A 22,342-nucleotide genomic window follows, 5' to 3' on the forward strand; every position below is an offset into this window, starting at 1 on the left:
CGCATCGACCACTTCGTCACCGCCTACAACGCCAACTGCCAACCCTTCAGGTGGACCGCCACCGCGGATTCGATGCTCGAAAAGCTGCATCGACTTTGCTCACTTATCAGCGGGACAGAACACTAGGCCGGGTGCCGAAGAGGGTGCCCACGCCGGGCTGTGGTACCCGTGGCAGGCGCAGAGGCTTCGAGTCGAAAAGGCCTTCACCGCAATATCCACTAGGGCATATTGCTATTTATTTAATAGCAATTGATTGTGGTGCGTTTGCTCCTGTACACTCGCCTCCCATGTCTTGCCGTCCATCCGTTTCCACCGCTGCTCGCGCTGCCCGTCAGGGTTGCGACGTGGTGCAGCCCGCCATCGCGCGGACCCGGATGAACGCTCGAATGATTACCACCATTACCACCGCGGCGACCTAGCCTTGGTGCAGGGTGGCCGTCCCGGCGGCCACCTGGTGTCATTCCCCTCCCGAACGAACCCAGCCTGGCAGCTGGGTTTTTTGTTGGCTGTTTCGACGGCCTGTTTTGGAGAGAGCGAGCATGTTCAACGATCCCCACCTGAGTCCCTTGTCCGTCGGCGAGGCCATTGCGCCCGCCGCCATGCCCCGTCCCTTGCGCGTGGGCATGATCGGCATTGGCACGGTGGGCGCTGGCACCTGGCGGGTGCTGCGCCGCAACCAGGGCCTGATTGCAGGGCGTGCAGGCCGGGGCATCGAGATCGTGGCCGTGGCGGCGCGCAACCTGGCGCGCGCCGCGAAGGTGCTGGACGGTGCCGAGGGCGTGGAGCTCACGGACGACCCGCTGCGCGTGGCGACCCATCCCGGCGTGGACGTGGTCGTGGAGGCCGCGGGCGGCACCGGCCCGGCGCGCGACTGGGTGCTCACCGCCATCGCGCACGGCAAGCACGTGGTCACGGCCAACAAGGCGCTGCTGGCGGTGCACGGCAACGAGATCTTCGCAGCGGCGCAGCGGCGGGGCGTGGCGGTGGCCTACGAGGGCGCGGTGGCGGTGAGCATCCCCATCATCAAGGCGCTGCGCGAGGGCCTGACGGCCAACCGCATCGAATGGGTGGCCGGCATCATCAACGGCACCACCAACTTCATCCTGACCCAGATGCGCGACGAGGGGCTGGACTTCGACACGGCGCTTGCCCAGGCACAGGCCCTGGGCTACGCCGAAGCCGACCCGTCGTTCGATGTGGATGGCGTGGATGCGGCGCACAAGGCCACGCTGCTCGCCGCCAATGCATTCGGCATGCCGGTGCGCTTCGAACACGCGCATGTCGAAGGCATCCGCAAGCTGCAGGCAACCGACGTGGCCTGCGCTGAAACCCTGGGCTTTCGCATCAAGCTGCTGGGCATGGCGCGGCGCGTTCCGGCCGACAGCGATGGGCGGGGCGAAGCGCCGCAGGCGGTGGAGCTGCGCGTGCACCCGGCCCTGGTGCCCGCCCGGCATCTGCTGGCGCAAGTGGACGGATCGATGAACGCCGTGCTGGTGAAGGGCGATGCCTGCGGCGTGACGATGTACTACGGCGCGGGTGCGGGCTCGGAGCCCACCGCTTCTGCCGTGGTCGCCGATCTGGTGGACGTGGCGCGGCTGGCAGCGGATGGCAACGCGGCCCACCGCGTGCCGTCGCTGGCGTTCCATCCGCACGCGCAACGCGACCGGGCCGTGCTGCCGATGGGCGAGGTGCGCACGCGGCACTACCTGCGTGTGCCGGTGGCGGCGGGGTGTGCGGATGCGGTGGATCAGGTGGCTGGCCATCTCGCGCTGGCGGGTATCGGGGTGCAGTCGCTGCAGTTGCACACGGTGCCGGCAGCGGATGGCGCGGCTGAACCGGCTACTGCGGCTGATGCAGCCATCGACCATGTGCTGGTGCTCACGCACACCGCTGCGGATGCGCAGGTGCAGGCGGCGCTGGAGCGCCTGCGCGATGTGCCGGGCCTGTGCGTTCAGGCGCCCGTCCGGCTGCGGGTGGAGATGCTGGAGTGATGCGGGGCCGCAGTGAACGGGCCAGCGGCGCGGGCCGGGCGCTGGTTCAGCGCTTTTGCTTTTGGTAGGCGTCGTGCGCCGGTTTGCCGCGGTCCGTGTCCTGCAGGCCGCGCTGTACGTCCTTGTAGGCCTGCTGCATTTCTTCGGAGGGCTCGCCGCCGGTCATTTCGACGGCCTGGTCACGCTCGTGCGGCAGGCGGGGTTCGGGCGTGTCGAGGTTTTTCGTCTCGGCATCGGGGGCCGGATGCGGTTGCGTGGTGTCGATGCGCCGCTCTTTGCGTTCGGGGACGGGTGCGGTGGGAAGGGGATCGCGGGGCGTGGACATGGGGGGGCTCCTGTGGATGGTTCTCGGCCGGAAACGGCGTGGGTCCATGCTAGAAAAGCCCTGCGGCAGCGTCTGTAGGCGGGTGCGCACAGCCGTCGCCGGCTGGCGCGATGCCGGGTCTTTCAGGCCTCCACGGCAATAAAAACGGCGGTGTATTGCTATTGAATAGATAGCATTTCGTGGCGCTTGTCTGGTGAGGCCGCTGGGTGGCCGGTCAGCCCGCGTCGCTGAGTTGCAGCACGGGTTCGCAATCGATGCGCGTGCGAACCGAGTTGGCCAGGAAGCACGCCGCGTGCGCGCGGTGGTGCAGCGCCTCCAGTTGCGCCGGGCTGGGGGCGTGCGCGGGATCGAACCGGGTGACGGGGCGCAGTTGCACGTGGGCGACCACGGGACGGCCCTGGTCGTCGGGCGCCATGGTGCCGACAGCGTCGTCCTGGTAGCTGTCCACACGCCACCCGTCGCGGCAGGCCAAGTCGAGAAACCACAGCATGTGGCAGCTCGACAGCGCCGCGACGAACGCTTCTTCCGGGTCCACCGCGGCGGCGTCGGAATACGGCAGTGGCACGACGTGGGGCGAGGACGACGCGGCCACGGTGGCCCCGCCGTCGAACTGCCATTGGTGGGCGCGGTGGTAGCGGCGGTCCAGGAAGGCATCGCTGCCGCGCTGCCAGGTGACGGAGGCCAGGTGTTCTGCCATGGAGGGTCTCGTTTCGATAGGTCGGTCGAAGGGGAAAGAACGCGGTGCCCCGCAGTTTAGGGACCGCGCCATGCCACACTACTGTATGTCTCAACAGGAATGGGCCGCGCAGGCCCTGCAGTCTTTCGATGCGGTGGTCGGTGCCACCGAGGGTTTTCGCAGCCGCGCCGGCCAGCGGCGCATGGCCGAGCAGGTGGCGCACACCTTCAGCCTGGCGCAGTTGGGCAAGGTGGAAGAGGGCCCCGACGGCGAGGCGCCGCCGCCCCAGCGGGCCATCGCCGTCGTGCAGGCCGGCACGGGCGTGGGCAAATCGCTGGCCTACAGCGTGCCGGCCATCGCCATGGCGATTTCGCGCGGCACGCGGGTGCTGATCTCCACCGCCACGGTCGCGCTGCAGGAGCAGCTCGTCAACAAGGATCTGCCGGCCTTGGCCGCGCGCATGGAGCAGCCCTTCAAGTTCGCCCTGGCCAAGGGGCGCGGGCGCTACGTGTGCAAGCTCAAGCTGGAGCGCCTTGCCGGCACGGGCGAGGCGCATTCGCCGGAAGAGGAAGACCTTTTCGCCGAAGAAGAGGCCAGCCACCGCGCCGCCCGCCCGCGCCAGGAAACCGAGGCGCGCATGAAGTTCTACGCCACCATGGCCGACGTGCTCGCCAAGGGCGCCTGGGACGGCGACCGCGACAGCCTGGAGGTTCCGCCCGAGTCCGAGGTATGGAGCCCGGTGGCGGCCGAATCCAGCTCCTGCACCGGCAAGCACTGCCCGGCCTTCAGCCAGTGCACGTATTACGACCGGCGCAAGGCGCTGGTGGCCGCGCAGGTCATCGTGGCGAACCACGACCTGCTGCTGTCCTCGCTGGGCGCGCGGCTGCTGCCCGAGCTGGACAACTGCCTGCTGGTGGTGGACGAGGCGCACCACCTTCCCGCCACCGCGCTCGACCAGTTCGCCTGCGAGGCCGACCTGTCCCGCCTGACCTGGATCGACCGCCTGGCCAGCCGCGCGCTGCGCATCGGCGCGCTGGTCGAGGTCGAAGAGATCGCCGACATTCCCAACCATTCCGCGCGCCTGCGTGCCGCGCTGCAGGATGTCGCCCGCCTGGTGATGGACGTGTACGGCGAGCAACTGCGTGCCCCCAAGCCCGCCTGGGGCGGCCGCGCACGCCCGCAGGCGCCGGGCATGCCCACGCGCGCCCGCGTGACCGGCGGTGTGCTGCCCGAGGCGCTGGTGGAGCCGCTGGGCCAGATGGCGCACCACGCCGAGGGCTTTCTGAACGCGCTGCGCGCCATCGCCAAGGCCCTGCGCGCCGAGATCCGCGACAAGCCCGACGAGGCGCGTCGCCTGTCCACGCTCTATGCCCAGGTCGGCGCGCTCGCGCCCCGGCTGGAGGGCGTGCACGCCACCGCGCAGTTGCTGCTGCAGGACGCGCCCGAAGGCGCCGTGCCGGCCGCCAAATGGTTCACGCTGGAAGTGGAGGGCGACTTCATCGTCGTGAAGGCGCATGCCAGCCCCATCCTGCCCGGCAATACCTTGCGCAATCACCTGTGGTCGGCCGTGCGCGGGGCGGTGCTCACCTCGGCCACGCTGACGAGCTGCGGGCAGTTCGACTTCTTCCTGCGCGAAGCGGGCCTGTTCGGCGACGAGACCGTCACCACGCTGGAAGTGCCCAGCCCGTTCGACTACGCGCTGCAGGGCACGCTGATCGCCACCGAGACCGTGGCCGACCCGCGCGAGGCGCAGGCCTTCACCGCCGAGATGGTGGACGCGCTGCTGACCGACCTGGCCATGGTCGAGTCCGGCGCGCTGGTGCTGTTCACCTCGCGTGACCAGATGCGCCAGGCGGTGGATGCCCTGCCCACCGCCATGCGCAGCAGCGTGCTGGTGCAGACGGCGCTGCCGCGCACCCAGCTGCTGGCGCGGCACCGCGAGCGGGTGGCCCATGGCGACCCGTCCATCATCTTCGGCATGCAGTCGTTCGGCGAGGGGCTGGATCTGCCCGGCGCGCTGTGCGAATCGCTCTTCATCACCAAGCTGCCGTTCGCCCCGCCGGACGATCCGGTGGGCGAGTCGCGCGCCGAATGGCTGCGCGCCGCAGGGCGCGACCCGTTCAGCGAACTGGTGGTGCCGGCCACGGCCATCCGCCTCGCCCAATGGGTGGGCCGCGCCATCCGCACCGAGGAAGACCGCGCCCATGTCTACTGCTACGACAAGCGGCTGGTGCGCACCTCGTACGGGCAGCGGCTGCTGAAGGGGCTCCCGCCGTTTGCGCTGGAGCGGCGGGCGGCCGGGTAAGGGACCGCAAGGGGACCGCAAGGCGGGACTGGACTGCGGCGCGCGCAGGACGCACGGTGACGGTCGCAGCGGCGTCGGCACGACGCAGTGCTGGAAAAACCAACGGGGCCGTTCGCGCCACGGTGCTGCTGTGCGGTGAGTGCGCTAATTAAATTGCACACAATTGGTTAGCGTGATAATATTCGCCGGCCTTGGGATCTGCCGTGGCGGTTTTCCAGGCGTTGGCGTGTGACATCATGCCAAATAGTTGTCACGCTAATCATTAGCCATCCATCCATTGAAAGATTTGCCATGAACGTTGCTGCCAAACTCTTCGCCACCACTGCCCTGGCCGTGGCCGCCCACGGTGCCATTGCCGCGCAGCCCGAGCGCACGACGCAAGGGTTTTTGAACGCCCTCGCTGCGGGCGGTGGCAAGCCGCTGGAGCAGTTGAGCCCGAAGGACGCACGCGCCGTGCTGACCGGGGCCCAGTCGAGCGTCCGGGTGGACCTGCCTGCGGCCGACGTGTCGGAAAAGCGCATCCAGGTCGATGGCGAGGAAGTCCGCTTGAAGATCGTCCGGCCGGCGGGCGCCAAGGGCGTGCTGCCTGCGTTCATGTTCTTCCATGGCGGCGGCTGGGTGCTGGGCGACTTTCCCACGCATGAGCGGCTGATCCGTGACCTGGTGGTCAGCTCGGGCGCCGTGGCGGTCTATGTGGACTACACGCCATCGCCCGAAGCCGGCTACGGCGTGGCCATCCGCCAGGCCTACGGCGCCACCCGCTGGGTGGCCGAGAACGGCCGGCAGATCCAGGTGGACGGCAGCCGCCTGGCCGTGGCCGGCAACAGCGTGGGGGGCAACATGGCTGCAGTGGTGAGCCTGATGGCCAAGGACAAGGGCACGCCGAAGATCCGGTTCCAGGCACTGCTGTGGCCGGTGACCGATGCGAACTTCGACACCCCCTCGTACCAGCAGTTCGAGAACGGCTACTTCCTCACGCGCAACATGATGAAGTGGTTCTGGGACAACTACACCACCGATGCCGCCCAGCGCAAGGAAACCTACGCCTCGCCCCTGCAGGCCAGCGTGGCCCAACTGCAGGGCCTGCCGCCCGCGCTCATCCAGACCGCCGAATTCGACGTGCTGCGCGACGAAGGCGAAGCCTATGGCCGCCAACTGGACGCCGCTGGCGTGAACGTGGTCGTCACCCGCTACAACGGCATGATCCATGACTTCGGCCTGCTGAACGTGCTGGCCCAGGTTCCCGCGACCCGCGCCGCGCTCGGCCAGGCCGGCGCCGAGCTGCAAAAGCATCTGCGCTGATGTTGGGGGCGGCGCGTGCATCCACGGATGGCACGTGCCGCGCCTGCTGCACGGCGTTTTTGGCGCTCAGCGCCCGCTGGTTAAGATGCCGGCTCTTAAGGAGAGCCGATGAGCAAGGTCGACGACGCGCTGTTACTGGACCGGCAGTTGTGCTTCAGCATCTATTCCACCTCGCTGGCCATGATGCAGGCCTACAAGCCGCTCCTCAAAAGCCTGGACCTCACCTACCCGCAGTACCTCGTCATGCTCGCCCTGTGGGAGCGCGACGGCATCACGCTCAAGTCGCTGGCGGAGCAACTGCACCTGGACCCGGGCTCGCTCACGCCCATCGTGAAGCGGCTCGAGTCCGACGGGTTGCTGCAGCGCCTGCGCGACCCGAAGGACGAACGCAGCCTGGCACTGGTGCTCACGCCGGCAGGCCGTGACCTGCGTGCCAGAGCGACGCAGGTCAACGCAACGTTCGCCGGCCTGTGCGGTTTGTCCGAAGGGGCTTTGGCCGACCTGCGGCAAGGGCTCGTCGAATTGCGCACGCGGCTCGAAGGCTGAGCGGCATCGACCGCCGCTTCGCCGCGCCGGGGCGCTGCGGCTGTCGGACATCCCCCACAGGGGGCCGCGTCACGAGCCGACCGCAGGCCCGCCACGGGCGGCCTACATTGAATTCTCTATCCCACGCCACACGCCGGAGACTTCAATGAGCAACGACGACACCACTTCCCCCCATGCCACCTTGTGGCGGCTGATCAAGGACATCCGTTTCGGCATGCTGACCCACCGTGCCGCCACGGGCATGCTGCACGCCCATCCCCTGACCACCCAGAACAAGGACATCGACGAGCAATCGCAGCTGTTTTTCTTCATCCCGCGCAATGGCGAACTGTACGAGCGCCTGCGCTCCGACAGCCAGGTCAACGTGACCTATTCCAATCCCGAGAAAGACAGCTACGTCTCGCTGTCGGGCACCGCCGGCTTCATCGAAGACATGGTGAAAAAAGAAGCCTTGTGGTCGCCCATGGCGAAGGCCTGGTTCCCCGGTGGCGTGAACGATCCGAACCTCGTGCTGCTGGCCATCCACATCGACCACGCCGAATACTGGGACGTCAAGGAAAGCAAGATGACCCAGCTGTTCAAGATGGCCAAGGCTGCCGTGACCGGCAACCCGCCCAAGGACATGGGCGAACACAAGGAACTGTCGCTCACCTGAGGTGCCCGTACCGTGCCGATCCGATTGATTCCCTCACTCGCAAGGAGAAACAACATGGCCAACGACAAGCAAGAGCCCGGCAAGGGCCAGGTGGAAAACGACCACGACCGCCAGGGCGATCAAGAGCCCACGCAGAAGAACGAAGCCCAGCGCACGCCACAAAGCCGGCATGACCGCGACGCCCACATCGGCAGCGGCAACCAGGTGCAGTCGCGCCAGGGCTCGGCGGGCAGCGGCGGTGGGCGGGGCGCTGGCTGATACGCGCAGCGGCCTCGGCGCCGCTTGAAAGACGAGGGGCCTTCGGGCCCTTTATTTTTCGGCCGAGCCCTTGAAAGACTCCATATGCCATCCATTTAACATCCATATGGATGGTAAATGGATGTTTTATGAATAGCACATTGATTGAAAAAAGCTTGAAGGTGCCCGATTCCGAAAAAGTGACCATCAACCTGGGATTCGTGGACCTGGGCCACATCGACCTGCTGGTGTCCGAGGGTTTCTATTCCAACCGCACCGATTTCATCCGCACGGCCATTCGCAACCAGCTCACGGCCCAGTCCGAAGCGGTACGACAGGTCGTGGCGCGCAAGACCCTGGTGCTGGGGCTGCAGCGACTCAGCCGCGCAGACCTGCAAGCCACGCAGGCCGCAGGGCAGACGCTGGACATCAAGGTGCTCGGCCTTTGCACCATTGACGACGACGTGCCCGCCGCGCTGGCCCAGGCCACGATCGCGTCGGTGCAGGTGCTCGGGGCATTTCATGCCAATGCCGCGGTCAAGGCGGCGCTGGCGGGGCGCATCGGCTGAAGCCTTCCAAAAAACGGCCAAGGGCGATCGATCCAGCACCGGCTTCTTCGCGGTGCGTTCCAAGTCAAGTCGGAGACAAACCCAAGTACTGGGCACATGGCGCTTTGAGGGCGTGCAATGTGCCCCCACCCATGCAGGGCGGAGCGCCCGCCCACTGCCCAAGGAACTCTCCATGAACTGGAACACGAAGGTCAAGCAGCTTCTGAACGAAGTCACTCCCTTGATGCGCACCGGCCAACTGGCCGACGCAACCCGCGCCATACAGCAGGCCTTGGCCGGGCGAAGCCCCTCTGGCGCGCCGACCCCCGCAAGCACTGCGGCAGCATCCGCGGCAGGGGCCTGGCGCGCGCGTTTCGAGAGGCCCACGGGCCAAGCCAGCGCATGGAGCAGTCCCATCGGCACCTCCGATGTGGAAGACGCGGTGATCGTCGCTCGTGCGGTGCAGCCCGAAGCCGCTGGCAGCGCCGCGTCGCCAGCGGTTTCGCCGTCCGGCCGTGGGGCGCAAGCCCCGGGCAGTTTCACACGCGTGGCTTATTCGGGAGCTGCCGGCGCACCGCAGGACCACTATTACCTCAGCGTGCCGCCCGGCGCCGCAGCAGGCACGCCCATGCCGCTGGTGCTGATGCTGCACGGCTGTACCCAGAATCCGCAAGACTTCGCCACCGGCACCGGCATGAATGCCGCGGCCGCGCCGGCCAACGCGCTGGTGCTGTACCCGGCGCAGGCGCAGGGCGCCAACGCGCATGGCTGCTGGAACTGGTTTCGCCCGCAAGACCAGCAACGCGGCCACGGCGAACCCGCCACGCTCGTGGCGATGGTGCGCGACGCCATGGCGCGCCACCCTGTGGACGAGCGGCGCGTGTACGTTGCCGGGTTGTCCGCTGGCGGCGCGATGGCCGCGCTGCTGGCCCGCGAATATCCCGATGTGTTCGCTGCGGTCGGCGTGCATTCGGGCCTGCAGGCCGGCGCGGCGCACAACGTGATGGGCGCGCTGTCGGCCATGAAGAGCGGTGCCAAGAACGCCGCTGGCTCGGCACCCTCGGGGCGCCCCGGCAGCACCCAGCCAACGCCGCTCATCGTGTTCCACGGGGATGCGGACGAAACCGTGCACGCGCGCAATGGCGAGCAGTTGCTGGCGGCGGCGCTGCGATCCACGCCCGGCGCCCGGCCCGAGGTGGAATCGGGCCGCAGTTCCACGGGCCAGCCCTATACGCGCACGGTGTACCGCGGTGGCAGTGGCTCAACCAGCGCTTCGGGTGCCGTCGTGGCCGAGCATTGGGTGCTGCACGGCGCGGGGCATGCCTGGGCCGGCGGCAATGCGCGGGGCAGCTACACCGATCCGCGCGGCGTCAATGCCACGGAGCAGATGCTGCGGTTCTTTATGGAACACCCGCGCAGCGTGGATTGAGGGCAAGGCCGGGTAAAGCGGGATAAAGCGGAGACAGCGCTGCGCCCATTACGGGCGGTTGTCGGAAAATGCGGGCTCCTGCCTTTTGCCCGCCCCCAATCCAGCTCCGTCCGCTCCCATCGCCATGTCTCTCATCGCCGTCATCGACTTCGAAACCACGGGCGTCTCGCCCGGCCAGGGCGCGCGGGCGACCGAAGTGGCCATCGTGCTGCTGGAGAACGGGCAGGTGGTGGACCGCTTCCAAAGCCTGATGAAAACCGGCGCGTGGATTCCGCCCTTCATCACGCAGTTGACAGGCATCACCAACGCAATGGTGGCGGCCGCGCCGGATGCGGCGCAGGTGATGGGCGAGGCCGCGCGCTTCGTGGGCGACACGCCCATGGTGGCGCACAACGCATCGTTCGACAGCAAGTTCTGGGCGGCCGAATTGCAGTGCGTGGACCTTCCGGCCCCGCATGCGTTCGCCTGCACGGTGCTGCTGTCGCGGCGGCTGTACCCGGAAGCGCCCAGCCACAAGCTGGGCAGCATCGTCGGCCACCTGGACCTGCCCCGTGCGGAGCGGGCCCACCGGGCGCTGGCCGACGCGGAGATGGCGGCCGCGTTGCTGGGCCGCATCCAGCATGACCTGCGCACCCGCTGGGGCGTGGCCGATCCCGCGCATTCATTGCTCATGGCGCTGCAGCGCTGCGCCAAGCCCGCGCTGGGCAAATGGTTCGCCCAATACGGCGGTGCGGCGATGCAAACCACGGCAACCGCTTGAGCGCTCCGCCCGCAGGAGTGGCCGCAGCGGCTTGAAAAAACGGTCAGTAGCGCGCGCGGCCGAAGCCGTCCAGGATGGCGATTTCCGTGAACAGGCTGCCCTCGCGCCGGTTGTTCAGGAACGACAACTCGTAGCCGCCCAGATCGATGCGCGGCAGGCGTGACAGCGTCTCGGCCAGCGTGCGGCCATCCACGCCCCCATTGCCGCTGCGCGGCACGGCTTTGAGGCCCTGGCCGATGGTCTTGGCCACCAGAAAGCCTTCGAAGGCGGCGAGCGAAGCGATGCTGGCGCTTTGCTGGGCGGCCTGCATGACCTGCCGGAACTCGCGCACGACCGGGATCGACTGGTTGGTGAGGGCCGGAAACACTTGCGTCATGCCCACGCCACGGGCGTTCTCCGCTCCCACCGCATCCACCAGCTTCACCGGGTCCAGGTCGGAGATGCCCACCATCTGGGCATGCCCGCCGGCTGCGCGATATGCCTTCACGAATGCGCTGCCTGCGGCCTGTCCGGCCACCATCACGATGACCTGTGCATCGGCCTTGAGCAGTGCCGCCACCGCGGGCTGGACGTCCGACGTCGTGCGCTCGTAGGGTTCCTTCGCCACCAGCGCGAGCTTGCGTTTCGACAGCGCGGCCGTGAGCGCCTCCAGGCCTTTCTGGCCATACGCATCGTTCTGGTAGAGCGCTGCGAACTTGGTCATGCCGATGGCATCGCCCATCTGCGCCACCAGCTTGGTCAACTCGGTGCTGTAGCCGGCGCGCACATGGAACACGAAGGGGTTGACCGGTTCGCGGATCACCTGAGAGCCCGACCGCGTGGGAAACAGCGGCACGGCTTGGTCCTGCGGCAGCTTGGCGTCGATCAACGCCTGGGTGTTGCTCGTGGCGAACGAAATCAGCGCGGCCGGCTTCATGCCCAGCAGCTTGCGCGCGCCGGCGACCGTCTTTTCGGGCTTGAATTCGTCGTCTTCCACGACGAACTTCACGTCGAGGCCGGAAAAGGCCTGCGTTTTTTGCGCATCCGCAAAGTAAGACTCCACACCCAGTACGACCTGCTTGCCGACTTCGGCCGCATTGCCTCCGGTGAGCGGCGCCACCATGCCGATGACGACCGGAGAGGCCGCGCGGGCGGCAGAGCCGATCCACGGGAGTGCGAGCGAGGCGCTCAGGCGGGTGGTGAATACACGGCGTTTCATGGAACGTGCTCCTGTGGAGGCGGGCAAGAACGAAGGCGCCAGGGCGCCGGGACGGATCGACTGCGAAGACCGAACACGCGCCAAATTGCAAAAGCGTGCGAAATGTAAGACCCATTGTTAATCACTTTCCCCGGCAGTTTTTACCGTTTTGAGCCTTTCATCACTCCTGTGCTAGGATTTGCCGCTATGCAACGCAATCTGCTGCTATCCCCGCTATCGCTAGGTCTAGTACCTGGCCGGGGTCTGCCTGCGTTCGCCATCACCGTTGCCTAAAAGCGCAACCACCGATTTCCCCCTGACCCCGGCCCGCGAACCAGCCTCCACCCATGGTGGAGGGCTGCAGGGGATGTCGTTCACCGTTCACCGTTGATTCGACCCGTGCCCTATCCGCTGCCTCGCAGCACGGCACACACTGTTCGTGGAGCCTCTCATGATTTCCAAGCCCGCTACCAAGTACCAGCCCATCGCTCCCATCGCATTGGCTGACCGCACCTGGCCTTCCCAGACCATCACCCGCGCGCCCGTCTGGTTGTCCACCGACCTGCGCGACGGCAACCAGGCACTGTTCGAGCCGATGAACGGCGAGTGCAAGATGAAGCTGTTCCAAGAGCTGGTGCGCATCGGCTTCAAGGAAATCGAGGTGGGTTTCCCTGCCGCGTCGCAGACCGACTACGACTTCGTGCGCCGCCTCATCGACGAGAACCTGGTGCCCGACGATGTGACCCTGATGGTCATGACGCAATCGCGCGCCGACTTGATCGAGCGCACCGTCGAGGCCGTGCGCGGCGCGCCACGCGCCATCGTGCACCTGTACAACGCCACTGCGCCCGTGTGGCGGCGCGTGGTGTTCGGCATGAACGTGACGCAGGTGATGGCGTTCATCGAGCAGCATGTTTCGCACCTCAAGCGCCTGACCGATGCCCAGCCCGAAACCCGCTGGACGCTGCAGTATTCGCCCGAGACCTTCAGCGCGACCGAGCTGGAAGTCTCGCTCGAAGCCTGCCAGACCGCCATCGCCGCCTGGGGCGTGGGCCCGGGTCGCGAAATCATCATCAACCTGCCCACCACGGTGGAAAACGCCACGCCCAACGTGTTTGCCGACCAGATCGAGTGGATGCACCGGCGCCTGAGCCCGCGCGAGCACATCGTGCTTTCGGTGCACCCGCACAACGACCGCGGTACGGGCGTGGCTGCGGCCGAGCTGGCGATGATGGCCGGCGCGCAGCGCGTGGAAGGCTGCCTTTTCGGCAATGGCGAGCGCAGCGGCAACCTCGACGTGGTGACGGTGGCGCTCAACCTCTACACGCAGGGCGTGCATCCGGGGCTCGACTTTTCCGACATCAACGCCGTGGCGCGGGTGGCCGAGGAATGCACCGCGCTGCCCGTGCACCCGCGCCATCCGTACGTGGGCGACCTGGTGTTCACCTCGTTCTCCGGCTCGCACCAGGACGCGATCAAAAAGGGCTTTGCTGCCCATGACCCCGAGGGCCTGTGGCAGGTGCCTTATCTGCCCATCGACCCTGCGGACCTCGGCCGCACCTACGACAGCGTGATCCGCGTCAACAGCCAGTCGGGCAAGGGCGGCATCGCCTTCCTGCTGGAGCGCGAACGCGGCGTGGTCATGCCGCGCCGCATGCAGGTGGAGTTCAGTGCCGTGGTGCAGCGCCAGACCGACGCCAGCGAGACCGAGATGACCGGCGCCACGCTGTGGTCGCTGTTCCAGGCCACCTACCTCGAAACCTCCGCAGGCGTGCCCGGCGCCATCGTGTGCCATGCCCACCGGCTGGCCGACGACGGCCGCGGCATCGAGTTGGACGTGACCATCGACGGCGCGCGCCAGACCCTGCAGGGCCAGGGCAACGGCCCGATCGACGCCACGGTGGACGCCCTGGGCCTGCCGCTGCGCGTGCATGGCTACGAGGAGCGTGCGACCGGCTCCGGCGCCGATGCACAGGCCCTGGCCATCGTGGAGGCAGCCCTGGACGGCGTGCCCGGCGCGACCTTCGGCGTGGGGCTGCACCACAACATCGTCACGGCGTCGGTGCATGCGGTGGTGAGCGCGGCGAACCGGCTGGTGCAGCGCCGTCAGGTGGTGACTGGTACAACCCCGGCCGCATCCCAAGCCGCCCCGACGGCCGCCCCGACGGCCGCCTGAAGCCTGGCGCCCGGCGCAGGGTGGGCAGTCAGCCGCCCGGCTTGCGCAGGGTGACTGGCTGCAGGTAGGCGCCCGAGCGCACCAGATGCTGCCCGGCCGCCTCGATGCGCTCGATGCCCGGCGCCCCCGCGCGGCTGGCCAGTAATTCCAGCAACGATTCCGACACCGCCGTGGCGGCGGCGATCGAGGGAAAGAACGACGGGCTCTGCGTGGCGAACAGCACCGTCTCCTGCGCGAGCAGCGACAGCGGCGAGGCTTCGCTGTCGGTCAGGGCCACCACCTCGCTCATGGTCGGTGCCATGATGCGGTCCGGCGAGATGGAGGCGCTGTACCAGCGCTGGTTCATGTCGCCCATTCCGCCCAAGAACATCAACATCCGCTACCCGCTGAATGCCGAGACGCGCGATGCATTCCAGAACCCCAGCTCCCAAGGCATTTGAGCCGCTGCCGCCATGATCGCCACCGCCACCGCCACCGCCACCGCCACCGCCACCGCCACCGCCACCGCCACCGCCACCCCACCTGCCCGCATCGCGCTGATCCACGCCCTGTCCCACTCGGTGGCGCCCATCAACGCCGCCTTCGAAGCCCAGTGGCCCGATGCGCTGCGCATGAACCTGCTGGACGACAGCCTCTCGGCCGACCTGGCGCGCTCGGGTGCCGGGCTGGACGCGGCCATGCACGAGCGGTTCCTGCAACTGGCGGACTACGCCGTGGGCACGGGCGCGCAGGCGCTGCTGTTCACCTGCTCGGCCTTCGGGCCATGCATCGAGGCGGTGGCGCGCCGGCACGCCGGGCTGCCGGTGCTCAAGCCCAACGAGGCCATGGTGGACGACATCGCGCAGGCGGCAGTGCCCAGTGCCGGGGACGGTGCCGTGGGCCTGATCGCCACCTTCGCGCCCACGCTGGAATCGATGCCGCCGGAGTTCCCCGCGCACGTGGCGCTGCGCACGGCGCTGGCCGTCGGCGCGCTCGACGCGCTGAACCGGGGCGATGCGGCGCTGCACGACCGGCTCATCGCCGAACAGGCGAGGGCGCTGCAGGCGCAGGGCTGCCGCCGCATCGCGCTCGCGCAATTCAGCATGGCGCGCGCCCGGCAGGCATGCGAGGCGGCCACGGGGCTGCCGGTGTTCACCACCGTGCACAGCGCCGTTGCGCGGCTGCGCCAGCGGCTGGGCTGAAAGGGCAAAAAAAGCGCGACGGTCGGCCGGGGTGCCGGCGCGCGCTCAGTGCCCTGCCGGAACCCCGGCCGCCTGCCGGCCCACCGGCCGCAGGCCCCAGCTGGCGGCCAGCCACACCGCGCACAGCAGCGCCGTCACGGCAAAGAGCTGTGGCGGGCCGGCCCACTTCGCCAGCGCGCCGCCCAGGGCGCCCCCGGCGAACAGGCCCAGCGACTGCAGCGTGTTGTAGGTGCCCAGGGCCGCGCCGCGCAGGTGCGGCGGCGCCATGCGCGAGACCAGGCTGGGCTGGCTGGCCTCCAGCGCGTTGAAGCCGCAAAAGAACACGAACAGCAGCAGCCCCAGCGCCCACAGCGCGGGCGTGGCGCCGGCCGCGGCCACGCCGCCCAGGCCCATCTGCACCAGCAGCACCATGCCGATGGCCGCCAGCAGCGTTTCGCGCAGATAACCGCGCCGTTCCAGCGCGAACAGCCCGCCCATCATGGCGAACGACAGCACCACCGCGGGCAGGTACACCTGCCAGTGCCCGGCCTTGGGCAAACCCGCCTGCACCAGCAGCGCGGGCACGGCCACCCACATGGCCATCTGCACCGTGTGCAGCACGAACACGCCCAGGTTCAGCCGCAGCAGGTCGGCATGGCGCCACACCTCGGCCAGGCGCCCGCGCGGGGCATCGGCATGGCGCGCGGGCTCGGGCGGTACCACCCACAGCACCACGGCGATGCCGCCCAGCGCCAGCGCGCAGGTCAGCCCGAACAGGCCCGCCAGCCCGATGTGCGCGGCCAGCAGGGGGGCCGCGACGAGCGCCACGGCGAACATCAGCCCGATGCTGCCGCCCACCAGCGCCATGGCCTTGGTGCGCACCGCGTCGCGCGTCTGGTCGGCCAGCAACGCCGTCACGGCGGCGGACACCGCGCCCGCGCCCTGCAGCGCACGGCCGGCCAGCAGCCCGGTGAGGGAGTCGGCCAGGGCCGCCATCAAGCTGCCGGCGGCGAACACGGCCAGGCCCAGCACGATCACGCGCTTGCGCCCGAAGCGGTCGGACGCCATGCCCAGCGGCAGCTGCAGCACCGCCTGCGTGAGGCCGTAGATGCCCATGGCCAGGCCGACGAGCGCGGGATCGTCGCCGCCCGGGTATTTGCGCGCTTCGAGCGCGAACACCGGCAGCACGAGGAACAACCCCAGCATGCGCAGCGCGAAGATCAGCGCCAGCGCCAGGCTGGAGCGGCGCTCCAGTGGCGTCATGGCGGTGGTGTTGGACGGTGGCGCAGCGGTGGCGCCTGGGACTGAGAGGTGGGTGGAGGAATCCGGCACGGTGGGTGCGCTGAGGGCTTGGCGCAAAGCCGCGATTCTCGCCCATCGCCCGCAGGCCGGGACCGGTGCCGCCGCGCAGCCATTGCCGGCCGGGCGAAGCGGTTTTTGATATTTCAGGTCGAAAAGACCTTCATGCCGCCGAATTCATTGCCCTGATTGCTATCAAATTAGGAGTGATTGGCTTTTCGGCCAGCCCACGGCCGGGCGGAGGGAACCGGGTTGCCCTGCGGATGGCCTGCGCGGGAAGGCGTGGCCTATCATGGTGGGTTTCCCTGCCCTGAGCCGCGCCCACCGTGAACCACTCCCCTTCCTCCCGGCCCGCCGACGATGGCGACGCCCCTGCGGCCCCGGCCGCAGGCCGCTACCTCGGCGCCGCCCTGCAGCAGGCGCGCATCAGCATCCGCGGGGCGCGCACGCACAACCTCAAGAACATCGACCTGGACATCCCGCGCAACCAGCTGGTGGTGATCACCGGGCTGTCGGGCTCGGGCAAGTCCAGCCTGGCGTTCGACACGCTCTATGCCGAGGGCCAGCGCCGCTATGTGGAGAGCCTGTCGGCCTATGCGCGGCAGTTCCTGGGCCGGCTGGACAAGCCCGACGTCGATTTGATCGAGGGCCTGTCGCCGGCGATCTCCATCGAGCAGAAGGCCACCAGCCACAACCCACGCTCCACCGTGGGCACGGTGACCGAGATTCACGACTATCTGCGCCTGCTGTATGCGCGCGCCGGCACGCCTTACTGCCCCTACCACGGCCTGCCGCTGGCCGCCCAGACCGTGAGCCAGATGGTGGACGCCGTGCTGGCCCTGCCCGAGGACACCCGCCTCATGGTGCTGGCCCCGGTCGCGCGCGACAAGAAGGGCGAGTTCACCGAACTCTTCGCGCAGATGCAGGCGCTGGGCTACGTGCGCTTTCGGGTGGACGGCACCATCTACGAGTACGAAAGCCTGCCGCAGCTCAAGAAGACCGAAAAGCACGATGTGGACGTGGTGATCGACCGCCTGAAAGTGCGCGCCGAGATGCAGCAGCGCCTGGCCGAAAGCGTCGAGGCGGCCCTGCGCGTGGGCGGCGTGGAAGGCAACGGCCGCGTGCTGGCGCTGGAGATGGATGGCGGCCAGGAGCACCTCTTTTCCAGCAAGTTCGCCTGCCCCGTGTGCAGCTACTCGCTGGCCGAGCTGGAGCCGCGCCTGTTCTCGTTCAACTCGCCCATGGGCGCCTGCCCGGCCTGCGACGGCATCGGGCAGCAGGAGGTGTTCGATCCGGCGCGCGTGGTGGCCTTTCCGTCCTTGAGCCTGGCCAGCGGTGCCATCAAGGGCTGGGACCGGCGCAACGGCTACTACTTCGCCATGCTGGAGAGCCTGGCCAAGCACTACCGCTTCAATGTGGAGGCACCCTACGAATCGCTGCCCCCGCCGGTGCAGCAGGCCGTGCTGTACGGCTCGGGCGAGGAGGAGATCGCCTTCAACTACGTGCTGGACAGCGGGGCGAACAAGGGCAAGGCCGTCGTCAAGAAGCACCCTTTCGAAGGCATCCTGCCCAACATGGCGCGGCGCTACCGCGAGACCGACTCGGTCGTCGTGCGCGAAGAGCTCACCCGCTACCGCAGCACCCAGCCCTGCCCCGAATGCCACGGCGCGCGGCTGCGGCTGGAGGCGCGCCACGTGAAGGTGGGCGAGGGCGAACAGGCCCGCGCCATCTACGAGGTGAGCCACGCCACGCTGGCCGACGCGCACGACTGGTTCTCCCACCTCAAGCTCGCGGGCGCCAAGGCCGAGATCGCCGACAAGGTGGTGCGCGAGATCGGCACGCGCCTCACGTTCCTCAACGACGTGGGGCTGAACTATCTCAGCCTGGACCGCAGCGCCGAGACGCTCTCGGGCGGCGAGGCCCAGCGCATCCGCCTGGCCAGCCAGATCGGCTCGGGCCTGACCGGCGTGATGTACGTGCTCGACGAGCCCAGCATCGGCCTGCACCAGCGCGACAACGACCGCCTGATCGCCACCTTGCAGCACCTGCGCGACATCGGCAACAGCGTGATCGTGGTCGAGCACGACGAAGACATGATGCGCGCCGCCGACCATGTGATCGACATGGGCCCCGGCGCCGGCGTGCATGGCGGGCGCGTGATGGCGCAGGGCACCTACGACCAGGTGCGCGACCATCCCGAATCGCTCACCGGGCAATACCTGTCGGGCACCCTGGGCATCGCCGTGCCGGCCCGCCGCACGCCGTGGCTGCCCGTGATGGCCGACACCGTGGCAGCGCCGGAGCCGGCCAGGAAAGGCAAATCGCGCTTTCCCGAAACCGAGGCCAGCAAACGCCGTGCGGAGCAGCGCGCCGAGCGCCAGGCCGAGCACCGGGCCACCCAGGGCCGGCTGCAGGCCCTGCGCGTGGTCGGCGCCACGGGCCACAGCCTGCAGAACGTGAGCGTGGAGTTTCCCGTGGGCCTGCTCACCTGCGTGACCGGCGTCTCCGGCTCCGGCAAGAGCACGCTCGTCAACGACACGCTGTACGCCGCCGTGGCGCGCCAGCTCTACCGCGCGCACGACGAGCCCGCGCCGCACGAAGCCATCGAAGGCATGGAGTATTTCGACAAGGTCATCAACGTCGACCAAAGCCCCATCGGCCGCACCCCGCGCAGCAACCCCGCCACCTACACCGGCCTGTTCACGCCCATCCGCGAACTGATGGCCGAGGTGAACACCGCCAAGGAGCGCGGCTACGGGCCCGGGCGTTTTTCCTTCAACGTGGCCGGCGGCCGCTGCGAGGCCTGCCAGGGCGACGGCGTGGTGAAGGTGGAGATGCACTTTCTGCCCGACGTGTACGTGCCCTGCGACATCTGCCACGGCCAGCGCTACAACCGCGAAACGCTCGAAGTGCTGTGGAAGGGCAAGAACATCGCGCAGATCCTCGACCTCACGGTGGAAGACGCCTTCGCGTTCTTCAAGGACGTGCCAACAATAGCCCGCAAGCTGCAGACGCTGCTGGACGTGGGCCTGTCGTACATCCGCCTGGGGCAGGCCGCCACCACGCTCTCGGGCGGCGAAGCCCAGCGCGTGAAGCTGGCGCAGGAATTGAGCAAGCGCGACACCGGCCGCACGCTCTACATCCTCGACGAGCCCACCACCGGCCTGCACTTCGCCGACATCGACCTGCTGCTCAAGGTGCTGCACCAGTTGCGCGACGCGGGCAACACCATCGTCGTGATCGAGCACAACCTGGACGTCATCAAGACCGCCGACTGGATCATCGACATGGGCCCCGAGGGCGGCGCAGGCGGCGGCAGCGTGGTGGGCGAGGGCACCCCCGAAGACCTGGCGGCCAACCCGGCCAGCCACACCGGGCGCTACCTGGCGCGATACCTGCCGTCCATGGTGCAGGACTGATCGATGGTTACGTTACTTTTGGTGGCAAAGAAGTTGCCCTGACCCGCGCCGTACGCCGGCTTTCACCCCCAGAATCCGCAGTTCTAAAAACAACCGAAGACGGAACGGGGAGGTCCCATGAACAAGGGGATGGTCCAAGTGGACCAGGAGCGCCTGCGGGCGCAACTGGAGAAAAAACTGCCGCCCAAGGTGCGGCTCTTTCAACTGGATGACATCCCGGGCGTGATGCGCTCGCGGATGGGGTGGCCGGTGGCGGCGGCGTTGATGGAGCGGTGGTTTCGGGGGGCAGGGTATGAGATGCCTGAGTACATGAAACAAGGGCGTGCTCCTTACAAGGCAACGACGCTTGGCAGCCTGCAATTGGAAGAAGGTGCCGTGACCATGGGATGGGCGCTGGGCTTTGCTCGCGTGCGTGCTGCGTTGGCCAAGCTGCAAGTGAATTGGGCCACTCCCGCTGGCCTTCGTCAGTTGCAAAAGCGTGTGGACGATTGGATTGGGATTCGAAGCCCGCAAGGTTGGAGGCTGGGCCATCTTGCGCAACCCGCAAAAATGCTGGATGAGACTTGCCAAGTGAATTTCATCACCTTTGGCCAGATGAGCGATCCTCTGGATGATCTATACGGAGCCATGGGCGAGGCTACCCTCAAGGTGGCCGTTTCAGGATGGGTCACCCGACAAGGGACGGGTAGAACCGCAGTCGCAATCGACGAACTGGGCTTTTATTTGCGCGACTCTTACGACTTCAGCGACGGAGACCGGGTTTTCCTATCCCAGCCATTGGGCTTCTGGGGATACGACGGTGTCAGCCGCGTGCATCCACCAGGCGGGCAGGTTTCAATTTCTGAGCAATGGTCACATGAGAGCGAGGCCAAAGCGCGTAGTCACACTTACCTTGTGCAGAACGAAGACTTTCGCAAATGGCGCGCAAAGCATGGGCGGGGTGGCGACTTCATCGTCCTGTCCGATGTGTACCGTGTGCGTCTTCCTTTTCCGATCAAGCTGGAATGGTGATGAAACTGTCAGATCTTCGTAAAGTGCCTTGTATCGTTTGGTGCCTTGCACTAAATGCAATTATTTTTTTGGTCTGGTACGCGGCGACCCCCACTTTCTTCGACAGTGAGAACAGTCCTCACCGCGTTTACCGCCTTGAGTTCTACAAGGCATCGATCGTTCAGCGTGTCATCCATTACGACTACAAGATGCCTTATGTGGTGCGTCTCTACCGGGTCAATTCCAGGACATTGCTCGGTGAAAGCGAAGTGGTCGATCTCTGGATGAATGGCGAGACCAGTTGGCACTTGGATGCACCGGTAGCCACTAACAAAGTTTACGTAGGGCGGGATGTGTTCTTTAAAGACATTCCTTCCGAATGCACGGACCCAACGCTGCCTCCCGATTGCCCTGCCAAGCAGTGAAGCAGATCAATGCCAGCGTCATGATTTCATATCGGATAGATGGGGAAAAGCCCTTTTTCAAAAGAGTCTTGTGTCTCGTCGGAGGCTTATCAGTGGCGGCCCTCTTTGCCATCGCTTGTTACCTCTCAACCCCCACCTTTGCGTACAGCGACAACAGCCCGCACATGACCTACCGCGTGGATGTTTACAACGCCTCGATCCTCCAGAGAATCATCCACTACGACTTCGGAATGCCCGCTGTCGTGCGGCTGTACAGGGTGGAACCCAGTGCGTTACTGGCCGAAAGCCAGGTCGTTGATATGAGCGCGGGCAATGGCAGCATCAGTTGGCATACCGCCCCTCCGCTCGATTTCAATGAGGTGTATGCAGGCCATGGCGTGCTGTTTGAAAACATACCCTCTGAATGCCCCACCCAGGCACCGCCCCCGAGCTGTCTGAACCGGCCAGAAACGAAATCACGATGAAGCACTTCGCTTGGAACAAAGTCCCTTGCATCGTCTGGTGCCTGACGTTGAACGCTGCGCTGTTTCTGGCGTGGTACGTGTCTACGCCAACGCTCTACAACCGCTACAACAGTCCTTTGCATACCTATCGGCTGGAAATCTTCGATGCATCCTGGTGGCTGCGTGTGCAGCACCTGGATTCAAAGAGGCCTTCTGTAGTCCGTCTCTACCATTCCGATTCCCAGGCGTTGTTGGGGGCCAGCCCGGTGGCTGACCTTTGGCGCAACGATGCCATCGTCTGGAGCGTTAACTCGCCGGGAGACGACAACCATGTGCGTGTCGGGAAGGACGTGCGGTTCGAAAAACTTCGGTCCGAGTGCGCGCCGCCGTCTCCCCTACGCATCTGTGAGCAGCAGCAATAAACCATCGCCGCAGCGGTGATGAATTCATCGACTTCATCGTCCTGTCCGATGTGTGCC

Annotated in this window: 21 protein-coding genes and 1 pseudogene; 17 read left to right on the top strand and 5 right to left on the bottom strand. The window is 67.1% G+C overall.

From position 1 onward, the window contains the following. Positions 1-539 precede the first annotated feature (539 nt). The gene (locus tag AVHM3334_RS16485; RefSeq protein WP_284414049.1) at positions 540-1,991 is read left to right on the top strand and encodes a homoserine dehydrogenase; all 1,452 of its coding nucleotides are present in this window, start codon (positions 540-542) and stop codon (positions 1,989-1,991) included. Positions 1,992-2,037: 46 nt separating this feature from the next. Here AVHM3334_RS16485 and AVHM3334_RS16490 read toward each other — a convergent pair whose 3' ends face one another. Together AVHM3334_RS16490 and AVHM3334_RS16495 are read right to left on the bottom strand one after the other, a co-directional pair. Further along, positions 2,038-2,316 carry a hypothetical protein gene (locus AVHM3334_RS16490; RefSeq protein WP_284414051.1) on the bottom strand — a complete coding sequence of 93 codons (279 nt, stop codon included), beginning with the start codon at positions 2,314-2,316 and terminating at the stop codon, positions 2,038-2,040. A gap of 214 nt (positions 2,317-2,530) precedes the next feature. Next, positions 2,531-3,013, bottom strand: coding sequence for an OsmC family protein (locus AVHM3334_RS16495; protein WP_284414053.1), 483 nt, complete (start codon positions 3,011-3,013; stop codon positions 2,531-2,533). A gap of 85 nt (positions 3,014-3,098) precedes the next feature. Here AVHM3334_RS16495 and dinG point away from each other — a divergent pair, with 85 nt between their 5' ends. The 8 genes from dinG to AVHM3334_RS16535 all read left to right on the top strand — a co-directional run bounded on the left by dinG (position 3,099) and on the right by AVHM3334_RS16535 (position 10,774). Then, positions 3,099-5,297: an ATP-dependent DNA helicase DinG gene (gene dinG / locus AVHM3334_RS16500; RefSeq protein ID WP_284414166.1), complete on the top strand. Its 2,199-nt coding sequence runs from the start codon at positions 3,099-3,101 to the stop codon at positions 5,295-5,297. A gap of 291 nt (positions 5,298-5,588) precedes the next feature. Next, positions 5,589-6,599 carry an alpha/beta hydrolase gene (locus AVHM3334_RS16505; protein WP_284414055.1) on the top strand — a complete coding sequence of 337 codons (1,011 nt, stop codon included), beginning with the start codon at positions 5,589-5,591 and terminating at the stop codon, positions 6,597-6,599. A gap of 108 nt (positions 6,600-6,707) precedes the next feature. Next, positions 6,708-7,145, top strand: a complete 438-nt coding sequence (locus AVHM3334_RS16510) for a MarR family winged helix-turn-helix transcriptional regulator (RefSeq protein WP_284414056.1) — start codon at positions 6,708-6,710, stop codon at positions 7,143-7,145. A 145-nt stretch (positions 7,146-7,290) separates the two neighbouring features. Continuing rightward, positions 7,291-7,800, top strand: coding sequence for a pyridoxamine 5'-phosphate oxidase family protein (locus AVHM3334_RS16515; protein WP_284414058.1), 510 nt, complete (start codon positions 7,291-7,293; stop codon positions 7,798-7,800). A gap of 54 nt (positions 7,801-7,854) precedes the next feature. Next, positions 7,855-8,058 carry a hypothetical protein gene (locus AVHM3334_RS16520; RefSeq protein WP_284414060.1) on the top strand — a complete coding sequence of 68 codons (204 nt, stop codon included), beginning with the start codon at positions 7,855-7,857 and terminating at the stop codon, positions 8,056-8,058. 128 nt (positions 8,059-8,186) lie between these two features. After that, complete coding sequence (locus tag AVHM3334_RS16525; protein WP_284414062.1) at positions 8,187-8,606, top strand: ribbon-helix-helix domain-containing protein; 420 nt, start codon at positions 8,187-8,189, stop codon at positions 8,604-8,606. A 172-nt stretch (positions 8,607-8,778) separates the two neighbouring features. After that, the gene (locus AVHM3334_RS16530) at positions 8,779-10,014 is read left to right on the top strand and encodes an extracellular catalytic domain type 1 short-chain-length polyhydroxyalkanoate depolymerase (protein WP_284414064.1); all 1,236 of its coding nucleotides are present in this window, start codon (positions 8,779-8,781) and stop codon (positions 10,012-10,014) included. 124 nt (positions 10,015-10,138) lie between these two features. Continuing rightward, entirely contained in the window at positions 10,139-10,774 is a 636-nt protein-coding gene (locus tag AVHM3334_RS16535; protein ID WP_284414066.1) for a 3'-5' exonuclease, read from the top strand. A gap of 43 nt (positions 10,775-10,817) precedes the next feature. Here the strand turns inward: AVHM3334_RS16535 and AVHM3334_RS16540 are convergent, their stop codons facing one another. Further along, on the bottom strand, positions 10,818-11,972 hold the full coding sequence (locus AVHM3334_RS16540; protein ID WP_284414068.1) for an ABC transporter substrate-binding protein: 1,155 nt from the start codon (positions 11,970-11,972) through the stop codon (positions 10,818-10,820). A gap of 430 nt (positions 11,973-12,402) precedes the next feature. Between AVHM3334_RS16540 and leuA the strand changes: the two genes are divergently transcribed. Next, on the top strand, positions 12,403-14,127 hold the full coding sequence (gene leuA, locus AVHM3334_RS16545; RefSeq protein ID WP_284414070.1) for a 2-isopropylmalate synthase: 1,725 nt from the start codon (positions 12,403-12,405) through the stop codon (positions 14,125-14,127). 28 nt (positions 14,128-14,155) lie between these two features. On the opposite strand, the gene AVHM3334_RS16550 is transcribed toward leuA, so the two are convergent. Beyond that, entirely contained in the window at positions 14,156-14,428 is a 273-nt protein-coding gene (locus AVHM3334_RS16550) for a hypothetical protein (RefSeq protein WP_502869927.1), read from the bottom strand. Between AVHM3334_RS16550 and AVHM3334_RS16555 the strand changes: the two are divergent. Together AVHM3334_RS16555 and AVHM3334_RS16560 are read left to right on the top strand one after the other, a co-directional pair. Then, positions 14,418-14,567: pseudogene (locus tag AVHM3334_RS16555) on the top strand (amino acid ABC transporter substrate-binding protein); the annotation flags it as partial. The gene AVHM3334_RS16550 and the pseudogene AVHM3334_RS16555 overlap by 11 nt on opposite strands. A 12-nt stretch (positions 14,568-14,579) precedes the next feature. Continuing rightward, positions 14,580-15,308: an aspartate/glutamate racemase family protein gene (locus AVHM3334_RS16560; protein ID WP_284414072.1), complete on the top strand. Its 729-nt coding sequence runs from the start codon at positions 14,580-14,582 to the stop codon at positions 15,306-15,308. Positions 15,309-15,353: 45 nt separating this feature from the next. On the opposite strand, the gene AVHM3334_RS16565 is transcribed toward AVHM3334_RS16560, so the two are convergent. Next, entirely contained in the window at positions 15,354-16,550 is a 1,197-nt protein-coding gene (locus AVHM3334_RS16565; RefSeq protein WP_284414168.1) for an MFS transporter, read from the bottom strand. 362 nt (positions 16,551-16,912) lie between these two features. Between AVHM3334_RS16565 and uvrA the strand changes: the two genes are divergently transcribed. From uvrA to AVHM3334_RS16590, 5 genes are all read left to right on the top strand, one after another. Next, positions 16,913-20,005, top strand: coding sequence for an excinuclease ABC subunit UvrA (gene uvrA / locus AVHM3334_RS16570; protein WP_502869928.1), 3,093 nt, complete (start codon positions 16,913-16,915; stop codon positions 20,003-20,005). Positions 20,006-20,122: 117 nt separating this feature from the next. Then, positions 20,123-21,016, top strand: a complete 894-nt coding sequence (locus AVHM3334_RS16575) for a DUF6402 family protein (protein ID WP_284414074.1) — start codon at positions 20,123-20,125, stop codon at positions 21,014-21,016. Beyond that, positions 21,016-21,420, top strand: coding sequence for a hypothetical protein (locus tag AVHM3334_RS16580; protein WP_284414076.1), 405 nt, complete (start codon positions 21,016-21,018; stop codon positions 21,418-21,420). The genes AVHM3334_RS16575 and AVHM3334_RS16580 overlap by 1 nt, the downstream gene beginning before the upstream one ends. Further along, complete coding sequence (locus tag AVHM3334_RS16585) at positions 21,417-21,884, top strand: hypothetical protein (RefSeq protein ID WP_284414078.1); 468 nt, start codon at positions 21,417-21,419, stop codon at positions 21,882-21,884. The genes AVHM3334_RS16580 and AVHM3334_RS16585 overlap by 4 nt, the downstream gene beginning before the upstream one ends. Beyond that, positions 21,881-22,285: a hypothetical protein gene (locus AVHM3334_RS16590; RefSeq protein WP_284414080.1), complete on the top strand. Its 405-nt coding sequence runs from the start codon at positions 21,881-21,883 to the stop codon at positions 22,283-22,285. The genes AVHM3334_RS16585 and AVHM3334_RS16590 overlap by 4 nt, the downstream gene beginning before the upstream one ends. Positions 22,286-22,342: the final 57 nt, after the last annotated feature.

The sequence above is a fragment of the Acidovorax sp. SUPP3334 genome (assembly GCF_030159055.1).
Lineage (GTDB): Bacteria > Pseudomonadota > Gammaproteobacteria > Burkholderiales > Burkholderiaceae_C > Paracidovorax.